The following is a 20,067-nucleotide window of genomic DNA, read 5'->3' on the forward strand; positions in this document are numbered from 1 at the left end:
CGACCGCAATGACCCGCGTCCTCGACTACTTCAGCACGCTCGTGGCGGACGACGACAGCCTGCCCGTCACGGAGGCCGCGTTGTCGCTGGCGCAGGACGCGTATCCCGACCTCGACCTGCAGGGCACGCTGGCCGAACTCGACATGCTGGCGGCGCGGCTGCGCCGGCGGCTTACCGACGATGCGGACCTGAAAGGCCGCGTCGCCGCGCTGAACGATTTCTTCTTCCGCGAGCTCGGCTTCGCGTGCAATCACAACGATTACTACGACCCCGATAACAGCCACCTGAACGCCGTGCTGAAGCGGCGGCGCGGGATCCCGATCTCGCTGTCGGTGCTGTACCTGGAGCTCGCCGAGCAGGTCGGCGTGCCGGCGCGCGGCGTATCGTTCCCCGGCCATTTCCTGCTGCGCGTCACGCTGCCGGACGGCGACCTGATCATCGATCCGACCAATGGCCATTCGCTGTCCGAAGCCGAGATGGTCGAGATGCTCGAGCCGTACGTCGCGCGCGCGGCCGGCGCGGTCGACAGCGCATTGCGCGCGCTGCTGCAGCCCGCGACGAGTCGCGAGATCATCGCGCGGATGCTGCGCAACCTGAAGACGATCTATCTGCAGACGGAACGCTGGCAGCGGCTGCTCGCGGTGCAGCAGCGGCTCGTGATCCTGCTGCCCGAGCACCTCGACGAGGTGCGCGACCGCGGTTTCGCGTATGCGCGGCTCGACTACCTGCGCCCCGCGCTCGAGGATCTCGAGCAGTATCTCGGCGAGCGGCCGGAAGCGGACGACGCGACCGTCGTCGAGTCGCAGGTGACCGAATTGCGGCAGCGGATGCAGCGCGACGGCGAGGACTGAGCCGGCCGCGCGACTGCCGGAACCCGGAATGAAACGCCCGCATCGCGGGCGTTTTTTCATGCGCGCTTACTTCGGCTGCATCCGGATCGCGCCGTCGAGGCGGATCACTTCGCCATTGAGCATCGGATTCTCGACGATCTGGCGTACCAGCATCGCGTATTCGGCCGGTTTGCCGAGCCGCGGCGGGAACGGCACCATCGCGCCGAGCGCGTCCTGCACGTCCTGCGGCATGCCGAGCAGCATCGGCGTCTCGAACAGGCCGGGTGCGATCGTCATCACGCGGATGCCGTGGCGCGACAGGTCGCGCGCGATCGGCAGCGTCATGCCCGCGACGCCGGCCTTCGAGGCCGCGTACGCGGCCTGGCCGATCTGTCCGTCGAACGCGGCGACCGACGCGGTGCTGACGATCACGCCGCGCTCGCCTTCCGCGGTCGGCGCGCTCGCGGCCATCGCGGCGGCCGCGAGCCGGATCATGTTGAACGTGCCGACGAGGTTCACGTTGATCGTCTTCGCGAATACGTCGAGCGGATGCGCGCCGTCCTTGCCGACGGTCTTCGCGGCCGGCGCGATGCCCGCGCAGTTCACGAGGCCGCGCAGCGTGCCCGCGCGCGTCGCCGCGTCGACGGCTGCCTGCGCGTCGGCCTCGCTCGACACGTCGCACCGTACGAAGATGCCGCCCAGCTCGGTCGCGAGCGCGACGCCTGCCGCCTCGTTCAGGTCGGCGAGCACGACCTTGCCGTCTGCCTGCGCGAGCATCCGCGCCGTTCCGGCGCCGAGGCCCGATGCGCCGCCCGTGATCAGAAAGACGTTGCCGCGAATCTCCATGACTGTCTCCTTTGTCGACCGCCCTTGGCGCTTCAGCGCTTAGGGAGGTCCCATGCAAAAGCGGTCGACCGCCCTTGGCGCTTCAGCGCTTGGGGAGGTTCCATGCAAAGCGGTTGTGCTGTCCGATGCGAAGCGATCGGTTCAAAAGCCGTGCGCCGGTTGGCGGGCGCATGCATTCGACCGATTGTACGGGGCGCCATTGCGCGGCGGCGAGACAAGAACGATCGTGCGAATCTCGGTCGGGCGAAAAAAAAAGCCGCCCGGACAGGGCGGCTCGCGGTGCGCGACGCAGTGCTTACTTCAGTGCGTCGAACGCGCGCTCGCGGATTTCCTCGACGCTGCCGAGGCCCGAGATCTTGCGATACTGCGGCGCCTTCAGGCCGTTTTCCTCGCCGCGCTGCGCCCAGTCGCCGTAGTACTTGATCAGCGGCTTGGTCTGCGCTTCGTACACTTCGAGACGCTTCTTGACGGTTTCTTCCTTGTCGTCGTCGCGCTGGATCAGCGGTTCGCCCGTTACGTCGTCGTGGCCCTCGACCTTCGGCGGGTTGAACTTGACGTGGTAGGTGCGGCCCGATGCCGGGTGCGTGCGGCGGCCGCTCATGCGCTCGATGATTTCCGAGAACGGCACGTCGATTTCGAGTACGTAGTCGATCGCGACACCGGCGTCCTTCATCGCATCGGCCTGCGCGATCGTGCGCGGGAAACCGTCGAACAGATAGCCGTTCGCGCAATCGGATTCCTTCAGGCGCTCCTTGACGAGGCCGATGATCAGGTCGTCGGTCACGAGCTTGCCTTCATCCATGAAACGCTTCGCTTCGATGCCGAGCGCCGTGCCGGCCTTCACGGCCGCGCGCAGCATGTCGCCCGTCGAGATTTGCGGGATGCCGAACTTTTCCTTGATGAAGTTTGCCTGGGTGCCCTTTCCCGCGCCGGGCGCGCCCAACAGGATCAAACGCATGGTGATATCTCCAAGTATGTAGATTCGTGTGGCGAGACGCAAAGGCGTCGGCGACAGCGGGCGCGGGGCTTGCCTGGCGCGTGGCGGACCGGTCTGACGCGGCGCGTCGGCTTCGGCGACGCGCGGCTGCCGGCAGGGCCGCGGGCGGGGTCAAGCGAGGACGCGCTGGTCGCGGACGGCTCGCACAATCGCCTGATTATGCCACGGGTTATTTTGAACCCGGCTGAAAAAGGGCCTGCACGCGCGCGAGATCGGCCGGCGTGTCGATGCCGGCTTCGGGCGCGGACTCGGTGATCAGCACTGCGATGCGCTCGCCGTGCCAGAGCGCGCGCAGCTGTTCGAGCTGCTCGGCCTGTTCGATCGGCGCCTGCGCGAGCGACGGATACGTGCGCAGGAAACGCGCGCGATATGCATAGAGGCCGATGTGCCGGTAGACCGGAAATGCAGGGGCCGGCATCGCCGCGACGTCCGGCCAGTGCGGCTGGTACGCATCGCGGCTCCACGGAATCGGCGCGCGCGAGAAGTACAGCGCGACGCTCTGCGCGTCGAGCGCGACCTTCACGACGTTCGGGTTGAACACGTCGGCCGCGTCGTGGATCGGGTGGGCCGCGGTCGCGATCGCGCAGGCCGGATGCGCGGCCAGGTGCGACGCTACGTCGCGCACGAGCACGGGGTCGATCAGCGGCTCGTCGCCCTGCACGTTGACGACGACGGTGTCGTCGCTCCACCCGAACGTCGCCGCGACTTCCGCGAGGCGGTCGGTGCCGGACGGATGATCGGCACGCGTCAGCACCGCTTCGAAGCCGTGATCGCGCGCCGCATCGAGCACGCTCTGCGCGTCGGAGGCGACGAGCACCTGCTGCGCGCCTGCTTCGCGCGCGCGCTCGGCGACGCGCACGACCATCGGCTTGCCGCCGAGATCGGCGAGCGGCTTGTTCGGGAGGCGCGTCGACGCGAGCCGGGCGGGAATGACGGCGATGAAGGGTTGCGGGTGAGTCATCGGGGGAGCGGTGAGAAGGACGGGGCGGGTGGCGTGTCCGGAGCCGGTCGCCCGGCGGCGTTCGGCGACCCGGCCGGGGCCGGGTCGCCTTCGAATCGTTGCGCCGCTCGAGCGGCCTGGCGGCTTAGCGGCCGGCCGGGTCGACCGGCGTGCCTTCGACGGTCTGGCGCGCTTCGTCGACGAGCATCACGGGGATGCCGTCGCGGATCGGGTAGGCGAGCTTGTCCGCGTTGCAGATCAGCTCCTGCGCGGCACGGTCATAGTGGAGCGGGCCTTTGCAGATAGGGCACACAAGGATTTCAAGCAGGCGAGCGTCCACGGAGTTTCTCCACAACGAGGGCAATGAGGCGAGGGTCGAGCGCGGCTTCGACGGGGACGACCCAGAGTCGAGCGTCGCGCCAGGAAGCGCCCAATTTTACTGCATCCTTCTCGGTGATCAGGATCGCATCGACGGCGTCGTCGACGAACGGATTGTCGGCGAACGCGTAGTGGTCGGGCAGCGCGCGCGTCGCCGGCGCGAGGCCGGCCGCGCGCAGCGTCGCAAAAAAGCGTTCCGGCGCGCCGATGCCGGCCGCGGCGAGCACGCGCTCGTGCGCGAACTGCGACAGCGGGCGGCGCAGCGCGGGCTGGTCGAGGTGCCACGCGGCGCCCGGCGCAAGCGCGAGCGCGTAGGTGTCGGGCCACGGCGGCAGCGCGCCGCTGTACGGATCGTTGACGAGCGTGGCGTCGCGGTGCCGCGACAGCGGCTCGCGCAGCGGGCCGGCCGGCAGCAGGAAGCCGTTGCCGCCGAGCCGGTGGTCGAACACGACGAGCTCGACCGTGCGCGCGAGGCGGTAGTGCTGCAGGCCGTCGTCGCTGACGATCACGTCGACGTCCGGATGCGCGGCGCGCAGCGCCTGCGCGGCCGCGACGCGGTCGGGGCACACCCAGACGGGCGCGCCGGTGCGGCGCGCGATCAAGAGCGGTTCGTCGCCGGCCGCGCCCGCGCGCGACGCGGGCGTGACGGCGGTCGGCGCTTTCACGTTCGCGCCGTAGCCGCGCGACACGACGCCGGGCGTGAAGCCGGCCGCGCGCAACGCGTCGACGAGCGCGATCACGGTCGGCGTCTTGCCGGTGCCGCCGACGGTCACGTTGCCGACCACGACGACGGGCACGCCGACGTCGACCGGCTTCTTCCAGCCCTGCGCATAAGCGGTGCGCCGCAGCGCCGCGCACAGGCCGAACACGCATGCGAACGGCGTGAGCGCCCACGCGAGCGCGCCGCGCCTCTGCCATTCGCGTGTCAGGCGCGTTTCGAGCCGGGCGAGCGGGCCGCCGGGCGCGCTCATCGGGCCGGGCGCGGCGCGTCGTGCGCCGCGGCGTGGGACGGATTCGTCAAGGCGGGTTCTCCGTTGGGCGGCGCATGCCGCGGGGTCTGCGGAAGGCGGCACTCTAGCGCGCCGCATGCGGACGCGGCAAGCGCGACCGGCCGACGCAGCCCGCGGGGCCGGATCGCAAAGGGCTGTGGATAACTATGTGAAGAACTCCCCGGTCGATGGCCTCAAACGCCCGCCGGGCGGGCATCGAATCGGATGAGAATCATTCCGAAAGGTTTAAAAAACTATAAAAATCAATGCGTTATAGCGAATCGTCTGGTTTTTTTCGCGGTTTTAAAGCGTTTCACGCGGACGATTGCCAAAGTGTGGACACCTTCTGCGCGTCGCGATGCATGCGGTCGGCGCTGGACGCCGCGCGCGTGTCGGACTATCGTGTCGCCGCCAGCATTCATCCGACCGTCCATGCCTTCCGACTCCCCTTTTGCCGCACCGGGCGCGACCCGCGGCGGCGACGAAGTGATTCCCGTTTCGGCGCTCAATCGCGCGATTTCGACGATGCTCGAGCGCTCGTTTCCGCTGCTGTGGATTTCGGGCGAAGTGTCGAATTTCACGCGCGCCGCGAGCGGCCACTGGTATTTCTCGATCAAGGACCAGCAGGCGCAGATGCGCTGCGTGATGTTCCGCGGCCGTGCGCAATACGCGGAATTCACGCCGCGCGAAGGCGACCGGATCGAGGTGCGCGCGGTCGTCACGATGTACGAGCCGCGCGGCGAAGTGCAGCTCAACGTCGAGGCCGTGCGGCGCACCGGGCAGGGGCGCCTGTACGAAGCGTTCCTGCGGCTGAAGGCGCAGCTCGAGAGCGAGGGCCTCTTCGCGCCCGAGCGCAAGCGGCCGCTGCCGGCCCACCCGCGCGCGATCGGCATCGTCACGTCGCTGCAGGCCGCCGCGTTGCGCGACGTGCTGACCACACTCGCGCGCCGCGCGCCGCACATTCCGGTGATCGTCTATCCGGCGCCCGTGCAGGGTGCCGGTTCCGCCGAAAAGCTCGTCGCGGCCGTCGAGGCCGCGAATGTGCGTCGCGAGGTCGACGTGCTGCTGGTGTGCCGCGGCGGCGGCTCGATCGAGGATCTGTGGTCGTTCAACGACGAAGCGCTGGCGCGCGCGATCGCGGCGAGCGAGCTGCCGGTCGTCAGCGGCGTCGGGCACGAAACCGATTTCACGATCGCGGACTTCGCGGCCGACGTGCGCGCGCCGACGCCGACCGGCGCGGCCGAACTCGCGAGCCCGCAGCGCGCGCTGCTGCTGCGCGAGGTCGGCGAGCGCCAGCGTGCGCTCGCGCGCGGCATGGAGCGCCGGCTCGAACAGCGCGCGCAGCAGCTCGACTGGCTTGCGCGCCGGCTCGTGAGCCCCGCCGAGCGGCTGCAGCGGCAGCGCACGCACGTCGAGCAGCTCGCGGTGCGGCTCGCGTCGGCGGCGTCGCGGCCGGTACGCGATGCACGCGCGCGTTTCGCGCTCGCGCAGTTGCGCTGGCAGCGCGCGCGGCCCGATCCGTCACAAGCACGCCAGGTGCTCGCGGGGCTGTCGCAACGTCTTGCGGTTGCATTGCAGCGCCGTCACGAACGCGACACGGCACGTGTGTCAGCCTGTGCGGCACGGCTCGAGGTGCTGAGCCCGCAGCGCACGCTCGAGCGCGGCTATGCGGCGCTCATCGATGCGCAGACGGGCCGCGCGGTGCGCGCGCCGAACGCGCTGAAGCCGCAGCGTCGCCTGACCGTGCATCTTGCCGACGGCTCGGCCGACGTAACGCTTGCCGACGTGCAGCCGCGCCTCACCGATACGATCTGACGTTAACCGGCGCAAGCGAAGCGACGGGTCGAAACGAGTATCCTGCGGACGGGAACGGATGCTGCGCGTCGCCGGCTCGTCCTGCCGGACGTTGCGCAAACATCGCTTTTCCGCATACCGCGGATAAATGGCCCGTGAGTTTGCGGGGTTATTCGTCCTCGCCTACAATCGGACGCTCGGCAGCATTCAACACAAGCCCCCCTACATACTCAACGAAGGAATCGCCATGGCTCATACGCTCCCGCCGCTCCCGTACGCTGAAGACGCACTCGCGCCGACCATCTCGCTCGAGACGATCCAGTACCACTACGGCAAGCACCATCAGGCTTATGTGACGAACCTGAACAATCTGATCCCGGGCACGGAATTCGAAACCCTGTCGCTGGAAGAGATCGTGAAGAAGTCGTCGGGCGGCATCTTCAACAACGCCGCGCAAATCTGGAACCACACGTTCTTCTGGAACAGCCTGTCGCCGAACGGTGGCGGCGCACCGACGGGCGCGCTGGGCGATGCGATCAACGCGAAGTGGGGTTCGTACGACGCATTCAAGGAAGCGTTCACGAAGGCTGCAGTCGGCACGTTCGGTTCGGGCTGGGCATGGCTGGTGAAGAAGGCTGACGGTTCGCTCGACATCGTGTCGACGAGCAACGCAGCGACGCCGCTGACGACCGCCGACAAGGCACTGCTGACGATCGACGTGTGGGAACACGCGTACTACATCGACTACCGCAACGCACGTCCGAAGTTCGTCGAAGCGTTCTGGAACATCGTGAACTGGGACTTCGCAGCGAAGAACTTCGCGTAAGGTCCGGCGCCTGCGCGCCGCTATGGCGCGCGGTACCCAGAAAAAGCCCTCGAAACGAGGGCTTTTTTGCTTTTGTCCGGCAGGATCGTGCCGTTCTTGCCGGATCAGGCGACCAGGCCGAGCACCCAGCCGAGCGCAGCGCTCGCGATCACGACGGCCCACGGCGGCACGCGCCAGAACACGAGCGCGACGAATGCGACGAGCGCGGCGGCCAGGTCGTGCGGCGCCACGATCGTGTCGGTCCAGACCGGGTGATAGAGCGCGGCGAGCAGCAGCCCGACGACGGCCGCGTTCACGCCCGCGAGCGCGGCCTGCATGCGCGTGCTGCGGCGCAGGTTCTCCCAGAATGGCGCGGTGCCGCCGACGAGCAGGAACGACGGCGCGAAGATCGAGACGAGCGCGATTGCGCCGCCGAGCCAGCCGTTCGGCGCATCGCGCAGCGAAGCGCCGAGGAATGCCGCGAACGTGAACAGCGGCCCCGGCACGGCCTGTGCGAGCCCGTACCCGGCGAGGAACGCCGAATCGCCGACCCAGCCGGGCGCGACCACGGCCGCCTGCAGCAGCGGCAGCACCACGTGCCCGCCGCCGAACACGAGCGCGCCCGTGCGGAAGAACGCATCGACGACGGCGAGCGTATCGGAGCGGAGCGCGCGGGCCGCGAACGGCAGCGCGACGAGCAGCGCCGCGAACAGCGCAAGCCACAGCACGCCCACGCGGCGCGATACGTGCAGCGGCAACGGCTCGTGGGCGTCGCGCGCCGGTTGCGGCAGTAGCACGAGGCCGGCTGCACCGGCCGCGACGATTACTGCAACCTGCGTCCACGCGGCCGGCGCGAGCAGCACGACGCACGCGGCCACGGCCATCAGCGTGACGCGGCGCGCATCCGGGCACAGCGTACGTGCCATGCCCCAGACGGCTTGTGCAATCACCGCAACCGACACGATGCGCAGCCCGTGCAGCGCGCCGGCTCCGATCGGCGTGCCCGTCGCGTGAACGCCGAGCGCGAACGACATCATCAGCAGCGCCGACGGCAGCGTGAAGCCGAGCCACGCGGCGAACATTCCCGCATAGCCGGCGCGCGCAAGGCCGATCGCCATCCCGACCTGGCTGCTCGCCGGCCCCGGCAGGAACTGGCACAGTCCGACGAGATCCGCATACGTGCGTTCGGTGAGCCAGCCGCGCCGCGTGACGAATTCGGCGCGAAAGTAGCCGAGATGTGCGACCGGGCCACCGAACGACGTGAGGCCGAGCCGCAGGAACGCGACGAACACCGGCCACGGATGACGGGAAGGGGCGGGGACGGTCGACGTGTTCAAGACGGGGCGCGGGGCGGATGGACGAGCCGCCACGATAGCGCAACGCGGCGACGGCGGGGTGTCGCGTGGCGGCCGTTGCGCGGCGTTCAGTGCGTACCGTCGCCCAGCCCGCTCGCGCGGCGCAGCGCGTCGATGTCGACGAGTTCGATCTCGCCGACATGCAGCCGCACGACGCCGTCGGCCTGCAGCGCCTTCAGCAACTGGTTGGTGGTCTGCCGCGTCAGCGACAGCATCGACGCGAGCGTTTCCTGCGACAGCCGCACGCGCGTGCGCCCGGCGCTGATACCGCCATAGCCTTCGGCGATCATCAGCAGGCGCGCGGCGAGTCGCTGCGCGGCCGGCATCACGCTCATCGCTTCGACGGTCAGGAAGCTCAGGCGCAGCTTTTGCGCCATCAGCAGCGCGAACTGCCGCCAGTATTGCGGCGTCGCGTCGAGCATGACGAGCAGCGCGGCCTGCGGGACGTGCAGCAGCAGCGCGTCGTCGAGCGCGATCGCGTCGTGCGTGCGCGGCTGGCCGTCGAACAGCGCGATTTCGCCGAACCATGTGACGGGCTCGGCGACCGTCAGCAGCGCTTCCTTGCCCTGCGGGTCGACCGCACCTATCGTGAGTGAACCGGCCAGTACCGCGTACAGCCCGCACGGCGGGTCGCCGCGCCGGAACAGCGCGTGGCCGGCCGGCAGGCGCCGCAGCACCGCACGGGCGAGCAGGTCCGCGCGCAACGCGAGCGGCAGCGCGGCGAACCACGGGTTCGCTTCGATCTGCGGCAGGTAGGGGGCGAGCGACGAGGGCATGGGCACGCGATGTCGGGTAGCTGACAGAGGTTCTCGGGCGTGACGCGCATCATAGCGCTCGGCGACCGACCAGGAGACGCGATGAAGACGCTCGAAGACCATCTTTCCCAGTATGCGGCCTACCATCGCGACGCGCGCAACATCGCGACGCATCTGGTCGGCATCCCGATGATCGTGTTCGCGGTCGAGGTGCTGCTGTCGCGGCCGGCGATCGGGATGCTGGCCGGCATCGCGCTGTCGCCGGCGCTGCTGCTTGCGATCGCGTTCGCGGTGTTCTACCTGCGTCTCGACCTGCGGTTCGGGATCGTGATGACCGCGCTGTTCGCGCTCGGCCTGTGGGCCGCGCGGGCGCTCGCGTTGCTGCCGACCGCGCAATGGCTCGCGATCGGCATCGGCGCGTTCGTCGTCGGCTGGATCGTGCAGTTCGTCGGGCACTGGTTCGAAGGGCGCAAACCCGCGTTCGTCGACGATCTGGTCGGCCTGATGGTCGGACCGCTGTTCGTCGTCGCCGAAGTCGCGTTCTTCGCGGGGTTGCGCGGCGACGTGCGCCGCGAAGTCGAGCGGCGGGCCGGGCCCGTGCGTGGCGGCGCGCACTCGCATGTCTGATGCGCCGGTCTGCGTGTTCGGCGCGGGCGCCGTCGGCTGCTATCTCGGCGGCCGGCTCGCGGCAGCCGGCGCGAACGTGACGCTGGTCGGCCGCGCGCGGATCGGCGACGCGATTCGTCTGCGCGGGCTCACGCTGACCGGCCAGCGCGGCTATCGTGCGACGCTCGCGCCGGCCGATGTCGCGTTCGCGACCGATCCGGCTGCGGCGGCCGCCGCGCGGCTCGTGCTCGTCGCGGTGAAGTCGGCCGCGACGCGTGACGCGGCCGCGCAGCTTGCCGGCGTGCTGCGGCCCGGCACGATCGTGATCAGCTTCCAGAACGGCCTGCACAATGCCGACGTGCTGCGCGACGCACTGCCGCAAGCGATCGTGCTGGCCGGGATGGTGCCGTTCAACGTGATCGAGCGCGGGCCCGGCGCGTTTCACCAGGGCTCGGCCGGCGCGCTCGCGGCCGATGCGTCGCCCGCGCTGCAGCCGTTCACCGGCGCATTCGCGCGCGCCGGGCTGCCGCTCGCGCTGCATCGCGACATGCCGGCCGTGCAGTGGGCGAAGTTGCTGCTCAACCTGAACAATGCGGTCAATGCGCTCGCGAACCTGCCGCTGCGCGACGAACTCGCGCAACGTGCGTACCGCCGCTGCGTCGCACTGGCCCAGCGCGAAGCGCTGCACTGGCTCGCGCGGGCCGCGATCCGCCCGGCGCGGCTGACGCCGTTGCCGGCCGCGTGGATTCCGGCCGTGCTCGATCTTCCCGACGCGGCTTTCCGCGTGCTCGGCGGCCGGATGCTTGCGATCGATCCGCTCGCGCGTTCGTCGATGTCCGACGATCTCGCGGCGAGCCGTGCGACGGAAGTCGAGTGGATCAACGGCGAGATCGTGCGACTGGCCACGGGTTTTGGCGCGCAGGCGCCCGTCAACGCGCGACTGTGCGCGCTCGTCCATGACGCGGAAGGCGCCGCGGCCCGTCCGGCGTGGCGCGGCGACGCGCTGTGGGCCGAGCTGACCGCACCGGCGCCGCGCGCGGGCGCCGTGCGAGCCGCGTAGGGGCGGGATTTACCCGCCGTCGCGCGGGCCGTGCGTGCGACGTCACGTCAGCCGCGCAACGGCTAAGATGGGGGACGTCTTACGACGCCTATGCGGAGCAATCGCCATGGTGGATCGCCCGACTCTCGACGCCTACGATGCCCATGCCGCGCAATATGCGCAGGACTGGCTCGACCAGGCCGCGCCCGACGACATGTACGCGCTGCTCGAACAGCATTTCTCGCCGGGGCCGACCGCCGACGTCGGCTGCGGAGCGGGGCGCGACACGGCCTGGCTCGCTTCGCGCGGCTTCGACGTGCGCGGCTACGACGCGAGCGCCGCGCTGCTCGACGAGGCGCGGCGGCGCCATCCCGACCTGAGCTTCGAACTGGCCGCGCTGCCGGCGCTGGCCGGCGTGCCGTCCGGCGCGTTTCGCAACGTTCTGTGCGAGACGGTCGTCATGCACCTCGAACAGGCGGACGCGGCGGCCGCCGCCGCGCGGCTGGCCGATCTCCTGATGCCGGGCGGCACGTTGTACCTGAGCTGGCGGGTGGCCGGAATCGGCGCGCTGCGCGACGAGCGCGGCCGCCTCTATACGCCGCTCGACTCGGCACGGATGCATGCGGCGCTCGGTGCCGGCACGCACGTGATCGACGAGCATGAAGTCGTCAGCGCGTCGTCCGGCAAGCGCGTGCACCGGCTGATCGTGCGCAAGGCGGCCGCTGCCGCGTGAAAGCAGCGCGCCGTCGCGTTCATTCGCGGTTGAGCGCCGCTTCCCAGTTGATGTCGACGCAGAGCACCTGCATGCCGGCCGCGACGGGTGCGGCGATCGACGCGGTCACGCACAGGTGTGCCTCGTTGATCGACAGGTACGGCGGCGTCAGATGCACGCGGCCCGGCGCGCGCATTGCGTCGATGAAGTACGGGCGGCGCTCCCAGCTCGCGCCTTCGGAATGCAGCAGCGGCCGGAAGCGCTTGGCGCGCTGCGACACGCTGCCGCGTGCGAGCACGTTGTCGCCGATCTGGCGCCCCGATGCGTCGAGCAGGAAGCAGCGCGCGGTCTCGGGCAGCCCGAGCACCGCGGCGGCCGCGTCGATGAGCGATTCGCCCGCGCCAAGCTTCCGGCTTGCCTTCTCCAGCGCGGCGACATACGGCGCGAGCCGTTCCGCCTGCTTGCGCTCGCGTTGCGCGACGCGCCGCCGCAACGCGGCCGACAGCGTGTCCATGCAGCCGGCGGCGGCCTGCGGCTGCACCGGGTCGACGCTCGGCCCCGCGAAATACTGGCCCTGCACGAAATCGACGTTGCACTCGAGCGCGATCATTGCGTCGCGCTCGGTCGCGAGGCCGCCCATCAGCACGAGCTGGCCGGATTCGTGCAGCAGCGACACGAGCCCCGGCAGCACGCGTTCGAGATGCGAGTGTTCGCTCGCCTGCGCGAGGATGCCGCGGTCGAGCGTGACGATGTCGGGATGCAGGTGCCACACGCGGTCGATGTTCGAATGCTTCGCGCCGAACCCGCCGAGCGCGATCAGGAAGCCGGCCTTGCGCAGCCCGTCGACGATCGCCGCGTAGCGCGGCGTCTCGCCGCCCGCCTGCTCGGGCACCTCGAGCACCACGCGGTGCGGTGGCAGCCCGAGCGCCTTCAGGTTCGCGAGCAGCGCGTCGCCGTAGATGGTGTCCATCAGCGCGGCCGGATGCAGGCTCAGGAAGAGCCATTCGTCGTGACTGTCGAACGCGTGGAAGTTGCCGAGATGCAGCGATTCGGCGAGCCGGCCGAGTTCGAGCAGGTCGCCGCGCCGTGCCGCCTGCGTGAACACCTCGTGCGACGCCACCTGGTGGCTTTCCTCGTCGTGCGCACGCAGCGAGGCGTGATAGCCGATCGCGCGGCGGTGCGACACCGAGAAAACGGGCTGGAACACGCTGAACACGGTGTAGCCGCCGTACAGCACGGTGCGCCGGTTCCCGTCGTCGCCGGCGACGGGGCGGGGCGGCTGAAAGCCGGGGGGATCGATTTCGATCATGCTCATGATGTCGGCCGAAGGAAGACTGCCAGTTTACCTAGAGAATAGGCGAGCAAGAAGCATGCACGGCGTCGCGTCACATGCGGCGGCCCGTCGCGGCGGGAGGACGGGGCATCGCAGCGCGCAGCGCAGGGGCGGGGTGCACCGTGATGGTGCGCGCGGTGGCGGTACGGCGCCCGAAACGGCGCGCGCCGCGCGTCATGCGCGCTCGGACGGGTCCGTCTTGCGCGCGCCGCCGCGGATCTCGGGCGCGAGCTGCGCGAAGATCCATGCGGATGCGGCCGTGATGATCCCGACGCAGATGAACGTCGCATGGAACGCGGGCAGCGTGTTGCTCGGCGTCACGGTGCGCAGCATGCCCGTGAACGTCGCGAGCAGCGCGCCGGCGACCGTGACGCCGAGGCTCATCGACAGCATCTGCACGAGCGAGAACAGGCTGTTGCCGCTGCTTGCGCCACCCGTGCCGAGGTCCTTCAGCGTCAGCGTGTTCATCGCGGTGAACTGCATCGAGTTGAAGCCGCCGAACAGCGCGAGGTGCACGACCTTCACCCACACGGGCACCGTGTCGCGCATCAGCGCGAAGCTCGCCATCATCACGCCGACCATGATCGTGTTCGCGAGCAGCACCTTGCGGTAGCCGTGCTGCGTGATCAGGCGCGTGATGATCCGCTTCGAGAACATCCCGGCCGCCGCCACCGGCAGCATCATCAGCCCGGCCTCGAACGCCGAATAGCCGAGGCTCACCTGCAGCAGCAGCGGGATCAGGTACGGCATCGCGCCGCTGCCGATCCGCGCGAACAGATTGCCGAGCAGCCCGACGCTGAACGTGTGGATCCTGAACAGTTCGAGCGAGAAGATCGGTTGCGGCGCGCGCACCGCATACAGCCCGTACGCGACGAAGCACGCGAGGCTCAGGATCAGCAGCACGAGCACGGCTGCGTGCTGCATGCCGAGATCGGCGAGCCCGTCGAGCGACAGCGAGATCGCGACCATGCCGATCGTCAGCAGCAGATAGCCCTTCAGGTCGAAGCGGCCGACGGCCGGGTTGCGCGAATCGGGCATCGAATAGAAGGTCGCGATGCAGCCGGCGACGCCGACCGGCACGTTGATCAGGAAGATCCAGTGCCACGACGCGATCTTCACGAGCCAGCCGCCGAGCGTCGGCCCGATCAACGGGCCGATCAGGCCGGGAATCGCGACGAACGACAGCGCGGACAGGTAGCGTTCGGCCGGAAAGGTGCGCAGCACCGCGAGCCGCCCGACCGGCAGCAGCATCGCGCCGCCGACTCCCTGCACGACGCGGAACGCGACGAGCTGCGTCAGCGTATGCGCGTTCGCGCACAGCAGCGAGCCGAGCGAGAAGACCAGGATCGCGCTGAAGAACACGCGCCGGGTGCCGAACGTATCGGCGAGCCAGCCCGACACGGGGATCATCACCGCCATCGTCAGCGAGTACGCGATCACGACCGATTGCATCCGCAGCGGCGATTCGCCGAGGCTCGCGGCCATCGACGGCAGCGCCGTATTGACGATCGTCGAATCGAGCGTCTGCATGAAGAAGCCCGTCGCAACGAGCCAGAGCATCACGGTGAGGTTCTTTTCGCCGGGAGCGGCGGCGGGCGGGCGTTGGAACATGAAGGCGGGGCGGTGGCGCGGGACAGCCGACATTGTAGGGAAAGCCGCCGCGCCGTGCAGTTTCGGTACGGGCGCAGCGCAGCGCGAAGTCCGGCCGCGGATCCCCGTCCCCGTCGGTTGCCCAGTACAGTTCAGCCAAAAGTGTCTGCAGGCGTATCTGTTCGTGTGCTGCCACTGTCCGAAATACTGGTGCCATCGAACCCGTGCGACCAGGAGGCTGCCATGCGCGAACTGCGATTCTATGTGATGGACGGTGACGAGCCGGCCGGACGGTGGCGGATCGTCGATCGCACCGTACTCGAGGTCGCCGAAGGCGACGCGTGGGTGACCGTCGAGGGCCGGCCCGACGACCATTGGCTCGGTGCCGGCGATTCGCTGACGTTGATGCCCGGCATGCGCGTGTGGGTCAGCGCGGGGCTGCACGGCGCGACGTTCGCGTTCGGTCCGCTCGCGGCGCCGGCCGCACGCGCCGCGCAGGCGTGGTGGCGGCCGCTCGTCGCGTGGCGCAACGGCCGGCGTCACGCGGCCGCGTCGCTGCCGACGTAGCGTGCCCGGGGCCGGATCAGCTTGCCGTCCGCGTATTGTTCGAGCGCATGCGCGATCCAGCCGGCCGTGCGGCCGGCTGCGAACAGCGTGAACGCCGCGCCGTCCGGCAGCGCGAGCGTGCGCTCGAGCACCGCGAGCGCGAAATCGATCGCCGGACGCAGGCCCGTCGCCGCTTCGACACGCGCGGCGAGCGTGCGTGCCATGCGTAGCGCCGGGCGGTCGGGCACCGCCGCGTGCAGCGCATCGAGCAGCGCCAGCGCGCGCGGATCGCCGTCCGGATAGAGCGGGTGCGCGAAGCCGGACAGTTCCGTGCGGCCGCCGTCCGCGCGTTCGTCGTGCGCCAGCCGCAGCGCGAGGTAGCGATCGAGGTCGGCGGCGCGGGCCGCTTCGTCGAGCAACGTGCCCGCGCGGAACGTCTCGCCGCCGTGGCGCGGCCCCGACAGCGCCGCGAGCCCGCCCGCGATCGCACCGAACAGGTGGGTGCCGGTCGACGCGATGCAGCGCACCGCAAAGGTCGACGGATTCAGTTCGTGATCGGCGCACAGCACGAGCGCGCGGCGCAGCAGGTCGGCTTCGTCGCGCCGTCGCACGCGCCACGCGGCAGCGAGCTGCCGGTGCACGGGCGCGTCGCCCGCCGCGATGCCGGCGAGCGCCGCCGTCGCGACACGCAGCAGCAGCGTGGCCGAATCGAGTTGCGCGTCGCGCCCCTGCGCCCACAGGCGCGGCAGCGCCGCGGCCGCGGCCGGCAGCAGCACCAGCGTGCGTTCGAGCGGCGCGAGATGCGCCCAACGACGCGCCCAGTCGTCCCACTGCGCGGCGTCGAAACCGGTCGACGCGAGCGACGCGGCGGCAAGCCGTGCGGGCGGACAGTCCCAGAGCCTCGCGGCCGTTTGTTCCAGTGTCGCCTCGTCGGCAAGCGCGATCGCATCGGCGCCGCGGTAGCGCAGGCGGCCGTCGGCGATCTGGGTGATCCGCGATTCGAGCACCGGCACGCCCCAGTCGAGCGACCGCTCGGCGACGCCGCCCGCGCGTTTCGCGTCGGCGCGGCGGCGCGCGAGCAGGCGCACCTCGTCCGCGTCGTAGCGGCGGCGCTTGGTCGCGCCGTCGGGCAGCGAGCGCAGCAGGCCGCGGCTCACATACGCATAGAGGGTGCTCACGCTGACGCCGAGGGTGCCGGCGGCTTCCTGCGCGCTGAGGGATGTCATGCCGGTCGCTCCTGTCGGGGCGCATGAAGCGCGGCCCCGCTACAACTATTCGTTATGTATTGATTCGCGCAATCAAGATTGATCGCGCCTGTCGCGAATTCTAGACTCGATTCCATCTCCCCTCCGACGCTGAGGCGCTCACTTCACCATGACACCCGAACTCGCATTGACGCATCTGTGGCAACTCGCACACGGCGACCGCGGCGCGCTGGCCCGCGCGACCGTGACGGGGCAGGACCCGACGCTGCCGTCGACGCTCCATGTCGGCACGCTTGCCGCGGCAACGATCGCGGCCGCCGGGCTCGCGGCGGCCGAATGCCACCGGCTTCGCACGGGCGTCGCGCAATCCGTCGACGTGTCGGTGCGCGACGCGCTCGTCGCGTTCCGCAGCGAACGCTACCTGCGCGTGGACGATGGCCCGCCGCCGGAGTTGCGTCATCCGGTGACGGGCTTCTTCGAGACGCGCGACGGGCGCTGGATCCAGTTGCACGCGAACTTCCCGCATCACCTGCACGGGATCCTCGACGTGCTCGGCTGCTGCGCGCAGCCGGCCGACGTCGCCGCGGCGATCCGCACGTGGGACGGTGTGGCACTCGATACCGCGCTGGCCGAGGCCGGCCTGTGCGCGGCATTGATCAGAACACCTGATGAATGGGCGGCGCACGAGCAGGCGCGCGCGATCGCGTCGCTGCCGCTGTTCGAGATCGAGCGGATCGGCGACGCGCCGGTCGAGCCGATCGGCTGCGGCGAGGCCGGCCAGCCGCTCGCGGGCGTGCGCGTGCTCGATCTCACGCGCATCATCGCGGGGCCGGTCGCGGGCCGCACGCTGGCGTCGCACGGTGCGCAGACGCTGCTCGTCAACGGCCCGCACCTGCCGAACATCGAGCCGCTCGTGATCGACAACGGGCGCGGCAAGCGTTCGACGTGGATCGACCTGCGCGACGCGGCAGGCATCGATACGCTGCACGCACTCGCGCGCGACGCGGATGTGTTCCTGCAGTCGTACCGGCCCGGCGCGCTCGCGGCGCGCGGTTTCGCGCCGCAGGCGCTGGCGGAGCTGCGGCCCGGCATCGTCTGCGTTTCGGTGTCCGCATACGGGCATGCGGGACCGTGGGCGAAGCGGCGCGGTTTCGACAGCCTCGTGCAGTCGGCGAGCGGGATCGCATGGCAGGAGCAGCAGGCCGCGCACGCGGACGAGCCGCGCCATCTGCCGTGCCAGGCGCTCGATCATGCGACGGGTTATCTCGCGGCGTTCGGCGCGATGATCGCGCTCGCGCGGCGGGCGCGCGAAGGGGGGAGCTGGCACGTGCGGCTGTCGCTCGCGCAGACGGGGCGCTGGCTGCAGTCGTTCGGCGCCGTGCCGGACGGCTTGCAGGCACCCGATCTCGCGGCTGCCGACGTGCGCGACCGGATCGACCGTATCGCGTCGCCGTTCGGCACGATCGACGCCGTGCGGCCGGCCGAGCGGTTGTCGGCGACACCGCCGTCGTTCGCGCGGCCGCCCGTGCCGCTCGGCACCGACGATGCGCGCTGGTCGTGAGTGCCGGCGGCGCGGCTCGCGTTACTTGCGCAGCTCGACGACGAAGTCGTAGTAGTCGTTGCGGCAGTAGGTATCGGTCAGCTCGATCGCGCGCTGGTCTGACGTATAGCCGATCCGCGTGATCAGCAGCAGCGCGTCATGCGGCGCGATGCCCATTTGTTCGGCGATCTCGTCGGTCGCGTTGACCGCGCGGAAATGTTGCAGCGCGCGCACGATCGGCGTGCCGCGCGCTTCGAGATAGCTGTACAGCGAACCGCCGATCGCCTGCGGATCGGGAATCAGCGTCGCGGGGAAGGTCGAGTTCTCGACGGCCATCACGATGCCGTCTGCGAGGCGCAGGCGCTTCAGGCGCGTGACCGACGCGGCCGGCGACAGCCCGAGCTGGATCACCTCGTCGCGGTTCGCGGGCTGGATCTCGCGTGCAAGCCATTGAGAACTCGGCTTGAAGCCGCGGCGCTCGAGCATTTCGCTGAAGCTCGACAGCCGCGACAGCGGATCCTCGTAGCGCGGCTGGATGAAGTTGCCCGCGCCTTGCGTGCGGCGGATCAAGCCCTGCTCGACGAGCAGCGCGATCGCCTTGCGTGCGGTGATGCGCGACACGCCGAGCGCATCGGACAGCACGCGCTCGGACGGCAGTGCCTCGCCGGCCGTCCAGCGGTTGTCGTGGATCGCGTCGCCGAGCTTGCGGGCGAGTTGCAGGTAGAGCGGCGTGTCGTTGTCTGGGTCGGGGCGCAGGTCCTGCCAGCGGTCGTCCGTGGGTGACTTCATGGAGTGGGTATCGATCAGGTTGCGGCCATTCTAAGTCATCATGCGGCGCCGTTATAGCCGGTTTTTGCCGTGCAATAGGCCGCCGGCGCGCCGATTGACTACACTGACGTGTCGTATTCGATGCTTCGGCCGCCGCGTGCGGCCCACCATCCGCAGCGAGGAGCGCATGACAGACACGATCGCCACGGTCGTCCTGCCGGACGGCGAGACGATTCCGAAGCTCGGCCAGGGCACTTGGGAAATGGGCGAGCGGCCGGCCCGCCGCGCGGACGAGATCGCCGCGTTGCGCGAAGGTGTCGAACTCGGGATGACGCTGGTCGACACCGCCGAGATGTACGGCGAAGGCGCGACCGAGGCGCTCGTCGGCGAGGCGCTCGCCGGGCTGCGCGACGACGTGTTCCTCGTCAGCAAGGTCTATCCGCACCATGCGGGCCGGCGCGGCGTCGTCGCCGCGTGCGATGCGAGCCTCAAGCGCCTGCGTACCGATCGCCTCGACCTGTACCTGCTGCACTGGCGCGGCTCGGTGCCGCTCGAGGAGACGGTCGAGGGCTTCGAGGCGCTGCGGCGAGCGGGCAAGATCCGTCACTGGGGTGTGAGCAACTTCGATACGGCCGACATGGCCGAGCTCGTCGACGACGCAGGCGGCGGCGCGTGCGCGACCAACCAGATCCTCTACAACATCGCGCGGCGCGGCCCGGAATTCGACCTGCTGCCGTGGTTGGCCGAACAGCGGATGCCGGCGATGGCGTACAGCCCGGTCGATCACGGGCGGCTGCCGAAGCGCTCGCCGCTCGACGAGATCGCGCGGCAGCGCGGTGTGTCGGTGATGCACGTCGCGCTGGCATGGGTACTCGCGCAGCCGGGTGTATTCGCGATCCCGAAGGCGTCGCGGATCGAACATGTGCGCGACAACCGTGCCGCGCTCGATTTCGTGTTGAGCGATGACGAGCGCGCGCAGCTTGACGCGTACTTCCGTCCGCCGCGCAGCAAGCGCGCGCTCGAGATGCTCTGACGGCAC

Annotated in this window: 20 protein-coding genes; 9 read left to right on the forward strand and 11 right to left on the reverse strand. The window is 70.0% G+C overall.

Annotation, left to right across the window (positions count from 1 at the left end; translation table 11 throughout):
- The first annotated feature begins 8 nt into the window (after positions 1–8).
- Positions 9–851 carry a SirB1 family protein gene (locus JYG32_RS17825; protein WP_174382588.1) on the forward strand — a complete coding sequence of 281 codons (843 nt, stop codon included), beginning with the start codon at positions 9–11 and terminating at the stop codon, positions 849–851.
- 66 nt (positions 852–917) lie between these two features.
- Here the strand turns inward: JYG32_RS17825 and JYG32_RS17830 are convergent, their stop codons facing one another.
- The 5 genes from JYG32_RS17830 to lpxK form a co-directional block, all read right to left on the reverse strand.
- Positions 918–1,676, reverse strand: a complete 759-nt coding sequence (locus tag JYG32_RS17830) for an SDR family NAD(P)-dependent oxidoreductase (protein ID WP_213264252.1) — start codon at positions 1,674–1,676, stop codon at positions 918–920.
- A 295-nt stretch (positions 1,677–1,971) separates the two neighbouring features.
- Positions 1,972–2,634 (reverse strand): adenylate kinase, encoded by a 663-nt coding sequence (gene adk / locus JYG32_RS17835; RefSeq protein ID WP_213264253.1) that lies wholly within the window; start codon positions 2,632–2,634, stop codon positions 1,972–1,974.
- Positions 2,635–2,842: 208 nt separating this feature from the next.
- A complete protein-coding gene (kdsB, locus tag JYG32_RS17840) occupies positions 2,843–3,634 on the reverse strand; it encodes a 3-deoxy-manno-octulosonate cytidylyltransferase (RefSeq protein WP_174382585.1) in 792 nt (263 codons plus the stop codon).
- A gap of 124 nt (positions 3,635–3,758) precedes the next feature.
- Positions 3,759–3,953 carry a Trm112 family protein gene (locus JYG32_RS17845; RefSeq protein WP_010090898.1) on the reverse strand — a complete coding sequence of 65 codons (195 nt, stop codon included), beginning with the start codon at positions 3,951–3,953 and terminating at the stop codon, positions 3,759–3,761.
- A complete protein-coding gene (gene lpxK, locus JYG32_RS17850) occupies positions 3,934–4,962 on the reverse strand; it encodes a tetraacyldisaccharide 4'-kinase (RefSeq protein WP_213264254.1) in 1,029 nt (342 codons plus the stop codon). The genes JYG32_RS17845 and lpxK overlap by 20 nt, the downstream gene beginning before the upstream one ends.
- Positions 4,963–5,412: 450 nt before the next feature.
- Here lpxK and xseA point away from each other — a divergent pair, with 450 nt between their 5' ends.
- Together xseA and sodB are read left to right on the forward strand one after the other, a co-directional pair.
- On the forward strand, positions 5,413–6,795 hold the full coding sequence (gene xseA / locus JYG32_RS17855) for an exodeoxyribonuclease VII large subunit (RefSeq protein WP_213264255.1): 1,383 nt from the start codon (positions 5,413–5,415) through the stop codon (positions 6,793–6,795).
- 226 nt (positions 6,796–7,021) lie between these two features.
- Positions 7,022–7,600 (forward strand): superoxide dismutase [Fe], encoded by a 579-nt coding sequence (gene sodB, locus JYG32_RS17860; protein WP_114177867.1) that lies wholly within the window; start codon positions 7,022–7,024, stop codon positions 7,598–7,600.
- 104 nt (positions 7,601–7,704) lie between these two features.
- On the opposite strand, the gene chrA is transcribed toward sodB, so the two are convergent.
- Both chrA and JYG32_RS17870 read right to left on the reverse strand, forming a co-directional pair.
- Entirely contained in the window at positions 7,705–8,916 is a 1,212-nt protein-coding gene (gene chrA / locus JYG32_RS17865) for a chromate efflux transporter (RefSeq protein WP_213264256.1), read from the reverse strand.
- Positions 8,917–9,002: 86 nt separating this feature from the next.
- Positions 9,003–9,710: a Crp/Fnr family transcriptional regulator gene (locus JYG32_RS17870; RefSeq protein WP_213265448.1), complete on the reverse strand. Its 708-nt coding sequence runs from the start codon at positions 9,708–9,710 to the stop codon at positions 9,003–9,005.
- Between the two features lie 81 nt (positions 9,711–9,791).
- On the opposite strand from JYG32_RS17870, the gene JYG32_RS17875 reads away from it, so the two are divergent.
- The 3 genes from JYG32_RS17875 (at position 9,792) to JYG32_RS17885 (ending at position 12,067) form a co-directional block, all read left to right on the forward strand.
- Complete coding sequence (locus JYG32_RS17875; RefSeq protein WP_213264257.1) at positions 9,792–10,316, forward strand: DUF962 domain-containing protein; 525 nt, start codon at positions 9,792–9,794, stop codon at positions 10,314–10,316.
- Positions 10,309–11,355 carry a 2-dehydropantoate 2-reductase gene (locus tag JYG32_RS17880; protein ID WP_213264258.1) on the forward strand — a complete coding sequence of 349 codons (1,047 nt, stop codon included), beginning with the start codon at positions 10,309–10,311 and terminating at the stop codon, positions 11,353–11,355. The genes JYG32_RS17875 and JYG32_RS17880 overlap by 8 nt, the downstream gene beginning before the upstream one ends.
- A gap of 106 nt (positions 11,356–11,461) precedes the next feature.
- A complete protein-coding gene (locus JYG32_RS17885) occupies positions 11,462–12,067 on the forward strand; it encodes a class I SAM-dependent methyltransferase (protein WP_213264259.1) in 606 nt (201 codons plus the stop codon).
- Between the two features lie 19 nt (positions 12,068–12,086).
- Here JYG32_RS17885 and JYG32_RS17890 read toward each other — a convergent pair whose 3' ends face one another.
- Positions 12,087–13,361, reverse strand: coding sequence for an EAL domain-containing protein (locus JYG32_RS17890; RefSeq protein ID WP_213264260.1), 1,275 nt, complete (start codon positions 13,359–13,361; stop codon positions 12,087–12,089).
- A gap of 192 nt (positions 13,362–13,553) precedes the next feature.
- Positions 13,554–14,990, reverse strand: coding sequence for a multidrug transporter subunit MdtD (gene mdtD, locus JYG32_RS17895; protein WP_174384329.1), 1,437 nt, complete (start codon positions 14,988–14,990; stop codon positions 13,554–13,556).
- A 222-nt stretch (positions 14,991–15,212) separates the two neighbouring features.
- Between mdtD and JYG32_RS17900 the strand changes: the two genes are divergently transcribed.
- Positions 15,213–15,536 carry a DUF2917 domain-containing protein gene (locus JYG32_RS17900; protein ID WP_213264261.1) on the forward strand — a complete coding sequence of 108 codons (324 nt, stop codon included), beginning with the start codon at positions 15,213–15,215 and terminating at the stop codon, positions 15,534–15,536.
- On the opposite strand, the gene JYG32_RS17905 is transcribed toward JYG32_RS17900, so the two are convergent.
- Positions 15,509–16,741: a citrate/2-methylcitrate synthase gene (locus JYG32_RS17905; RefSeq protein ID WP_213264262.1), complete on the reverse strand. Its 1,233-nt coding sequence runs from the start codon at positions 16,739–16,741 to the stop codon at positions 15,509–15,511. The genes JYG32_RS17900 and JYG32_RS17905 overlap by 28 nt on opposite strands.
- A gap of 148 nt (positions 16,742–16,889) precedes the next feature.
- On the opposite strand from JYG32_RS17905, the gene JYG32_RS17910 reads away from it, so the two are divergent.
- A complete protein-coding gene (locus tag JYG32_RS17910) occupies positions 16,890–18,281 on the forward strand; it encodes a CoA transferase (protein WP_213264263.1) in 1,392 nt (463 codons plus the stop codon).
- A 21-nt stretch (positions 18,282–18,302) separates the two neighbouring features.
- Here the strand turns inward: JYG32_RS17910 and JYG32_RS17915 are convergent, their stop codons facing one another.
- Complete coding sequence (locus tag JYG32_RS17915) at positions 18,303–19,049, reverse strand: GntR family transcriptional regulator (RefSeq protein WP_174384412.1); 747 nt, start codon at positions 19,047–19,049, stop codon at positions 18,303–18,305.
- Positions 19,050–19,215: 166 nt separating this feature from the next.
- Here JYG32_RS17915 and JYG32_RS17920 point away from each other — a divergent pair, with 166 nt between their 5' ends.
- Complete coding sequence (locus JYG32_RS17920; RefSeq protein ID WP_174384413.1) at positions 19,216–20,061, forward strand: aldo/keto reductase; 846 nt, start codon at positions 19,216–19,218, stop codon at positions 20,059–20,061.
- Positions 20,062–20,067: the final 6 nt, after the last annotated feature.

Source organism: Burkholderia pyrrocinia (assembly GCF_018417535.1).
Classification (GTDB): domain Bacteria; phylum Pseudomonadota; class Gammaproteobacteria; order Burkholderiales; family Burkholderiaceae; genus Burkholderia; species Burkholderia pyrrocinia_E.

What these genes read in the sequence shown, in the direction of transcription:
- JYG32_RS17825 (WP_174382588.1), top strand. Translation starts at nt 9, where the DNA reads ATGACCCGCGTCCTCGACTACTTCAGCACGCTCGTGGCGGACGACGAC.
- JYG32_RS17830 (WP_213264252.1), bottom strand. Translation starts at nt 1,676, where the DNA reads ATGGAGATTCGCGGCAACGTCTTTCTGATCACGGGCGGCGCATCGGGC.
- adk (WP_213264253.1), bottom strand. Translation starts at nt 2,634, where the DNA reads ATGCGTTTGATCCTGTTGGGCGCGCCCGGCGCGGGAAAGGGCACCCAG.
- kdsB (WP_174382585.1), bottom strand. Translation starts at nt 3,634, where the DNA reads ATGACTCACCCGCAACCCTTCATCGCCGTCATTCCCGCCCGGCTCGCG.
- lpxK (WP_213264254.1), bottom strand. Translation starts at nt 4,962, where the DNA reads ATGAGCGCGCCCGGCGGCCCGCTCGCCCGGCTCGAAACGCGCCTGACA.
- xseA (WP_213264255.1), top strand. Translation starts at nt 5,413, where the DNA reads ATGCCTTCCGACTCCCCTTTTGCCGCACCGGGCGCGACCCGCGGCGGC.
- sodB (WP_114177867.1), top strand. Translation starts at nt 7,022, where the DNA reads ATGGCTCATACGCTCCCGCCGCTCCCGTACGCTGAAGACGCACTCGCG.
- JYG32_RS17870 (WP_213265448.1), bottom strand. Translation starts at nt 9,710, where the DNA reads ATGCCCTCGTCGCTCGCCCCCTACCTGCCGCAGATCGAAGCGAACCCG.
- JYG32_RS17875 (WP_213264257.1), top strand. Translation starts at nt 9,792, where the DNA reads ATGAAGACGCTCGAAGACCATCTTTCCCAGTATGCGGCCTACCATCGC.
- JYG32_RS17880 (WP_213264258.1), top strand. Translation starts at nt 10,309, where the DNA reads ATGTCTGATGCGCCGGTCTGCGTGTTCGGCGCGGGCGCCGTCGGCTGC.
- JYG32_RS17885 (WP_213264259.1), top strand. Translation starts at nt 11,462, where the DNA reads ATGGTGGATCGCCCGACTCTCGACGCCTACGATGCCCATGCCGCGCAA.
- JYG32_RS17890 (WP_213264260.1), bottom strand. Translation starts at nt 13,361, where the DNA reads ATGAGCATGATCGAAATCGATCCCCCCGGCTTTCAGCCGCCCCGCCCC.
- mdtD (WP_174384329.1), bottom strand. Translation starts at nt 14,990, where the DNA reads ATGTTCCAACGCCCGCCCGCCGCCGCTCCCGGCGAAAAGAACCTCACC.
- JYG32_RS17900 (WP_213264261.1), top strand. Translation starts at nt 15,213, where the DNA reads ATGCGCGAACTGCGATTCTATGTGATGGACGGTGACGAGCCGGCCGGA.
- JYG32_RS17905 (WP_213264262.1), bottom strand. Translation starts at nt 16,741, where the DNA reads ATGACATCCCTCAGCGCGCAGGAAGCCGCCGGCACCCTCGGCGTCAGC.
- JYG32_RS17910 (WP_213264263.1), top strand. Translation starts at nt 16,890, where the DNA reads ATGACACCCGAACTCGCATTGACGCATCTGTGGCAACTCGCACACGGC.
- JYG32_RS17915 (WP_174384412.1), bottom strand. Translation starts at nt 19,049, where the DNA reads ATGAAGTCACCCACGGACGACCGCTGGCAGGACCTGCGCCCCGACCCA.
- JYG32_RS17920 (WP_174384413.1), top strand. Translation starts at nt 19,216, where the DNA reads ATGACAGACACGATCGCCACGGTCGTCCTGCCGGACGGCGAGACGATT.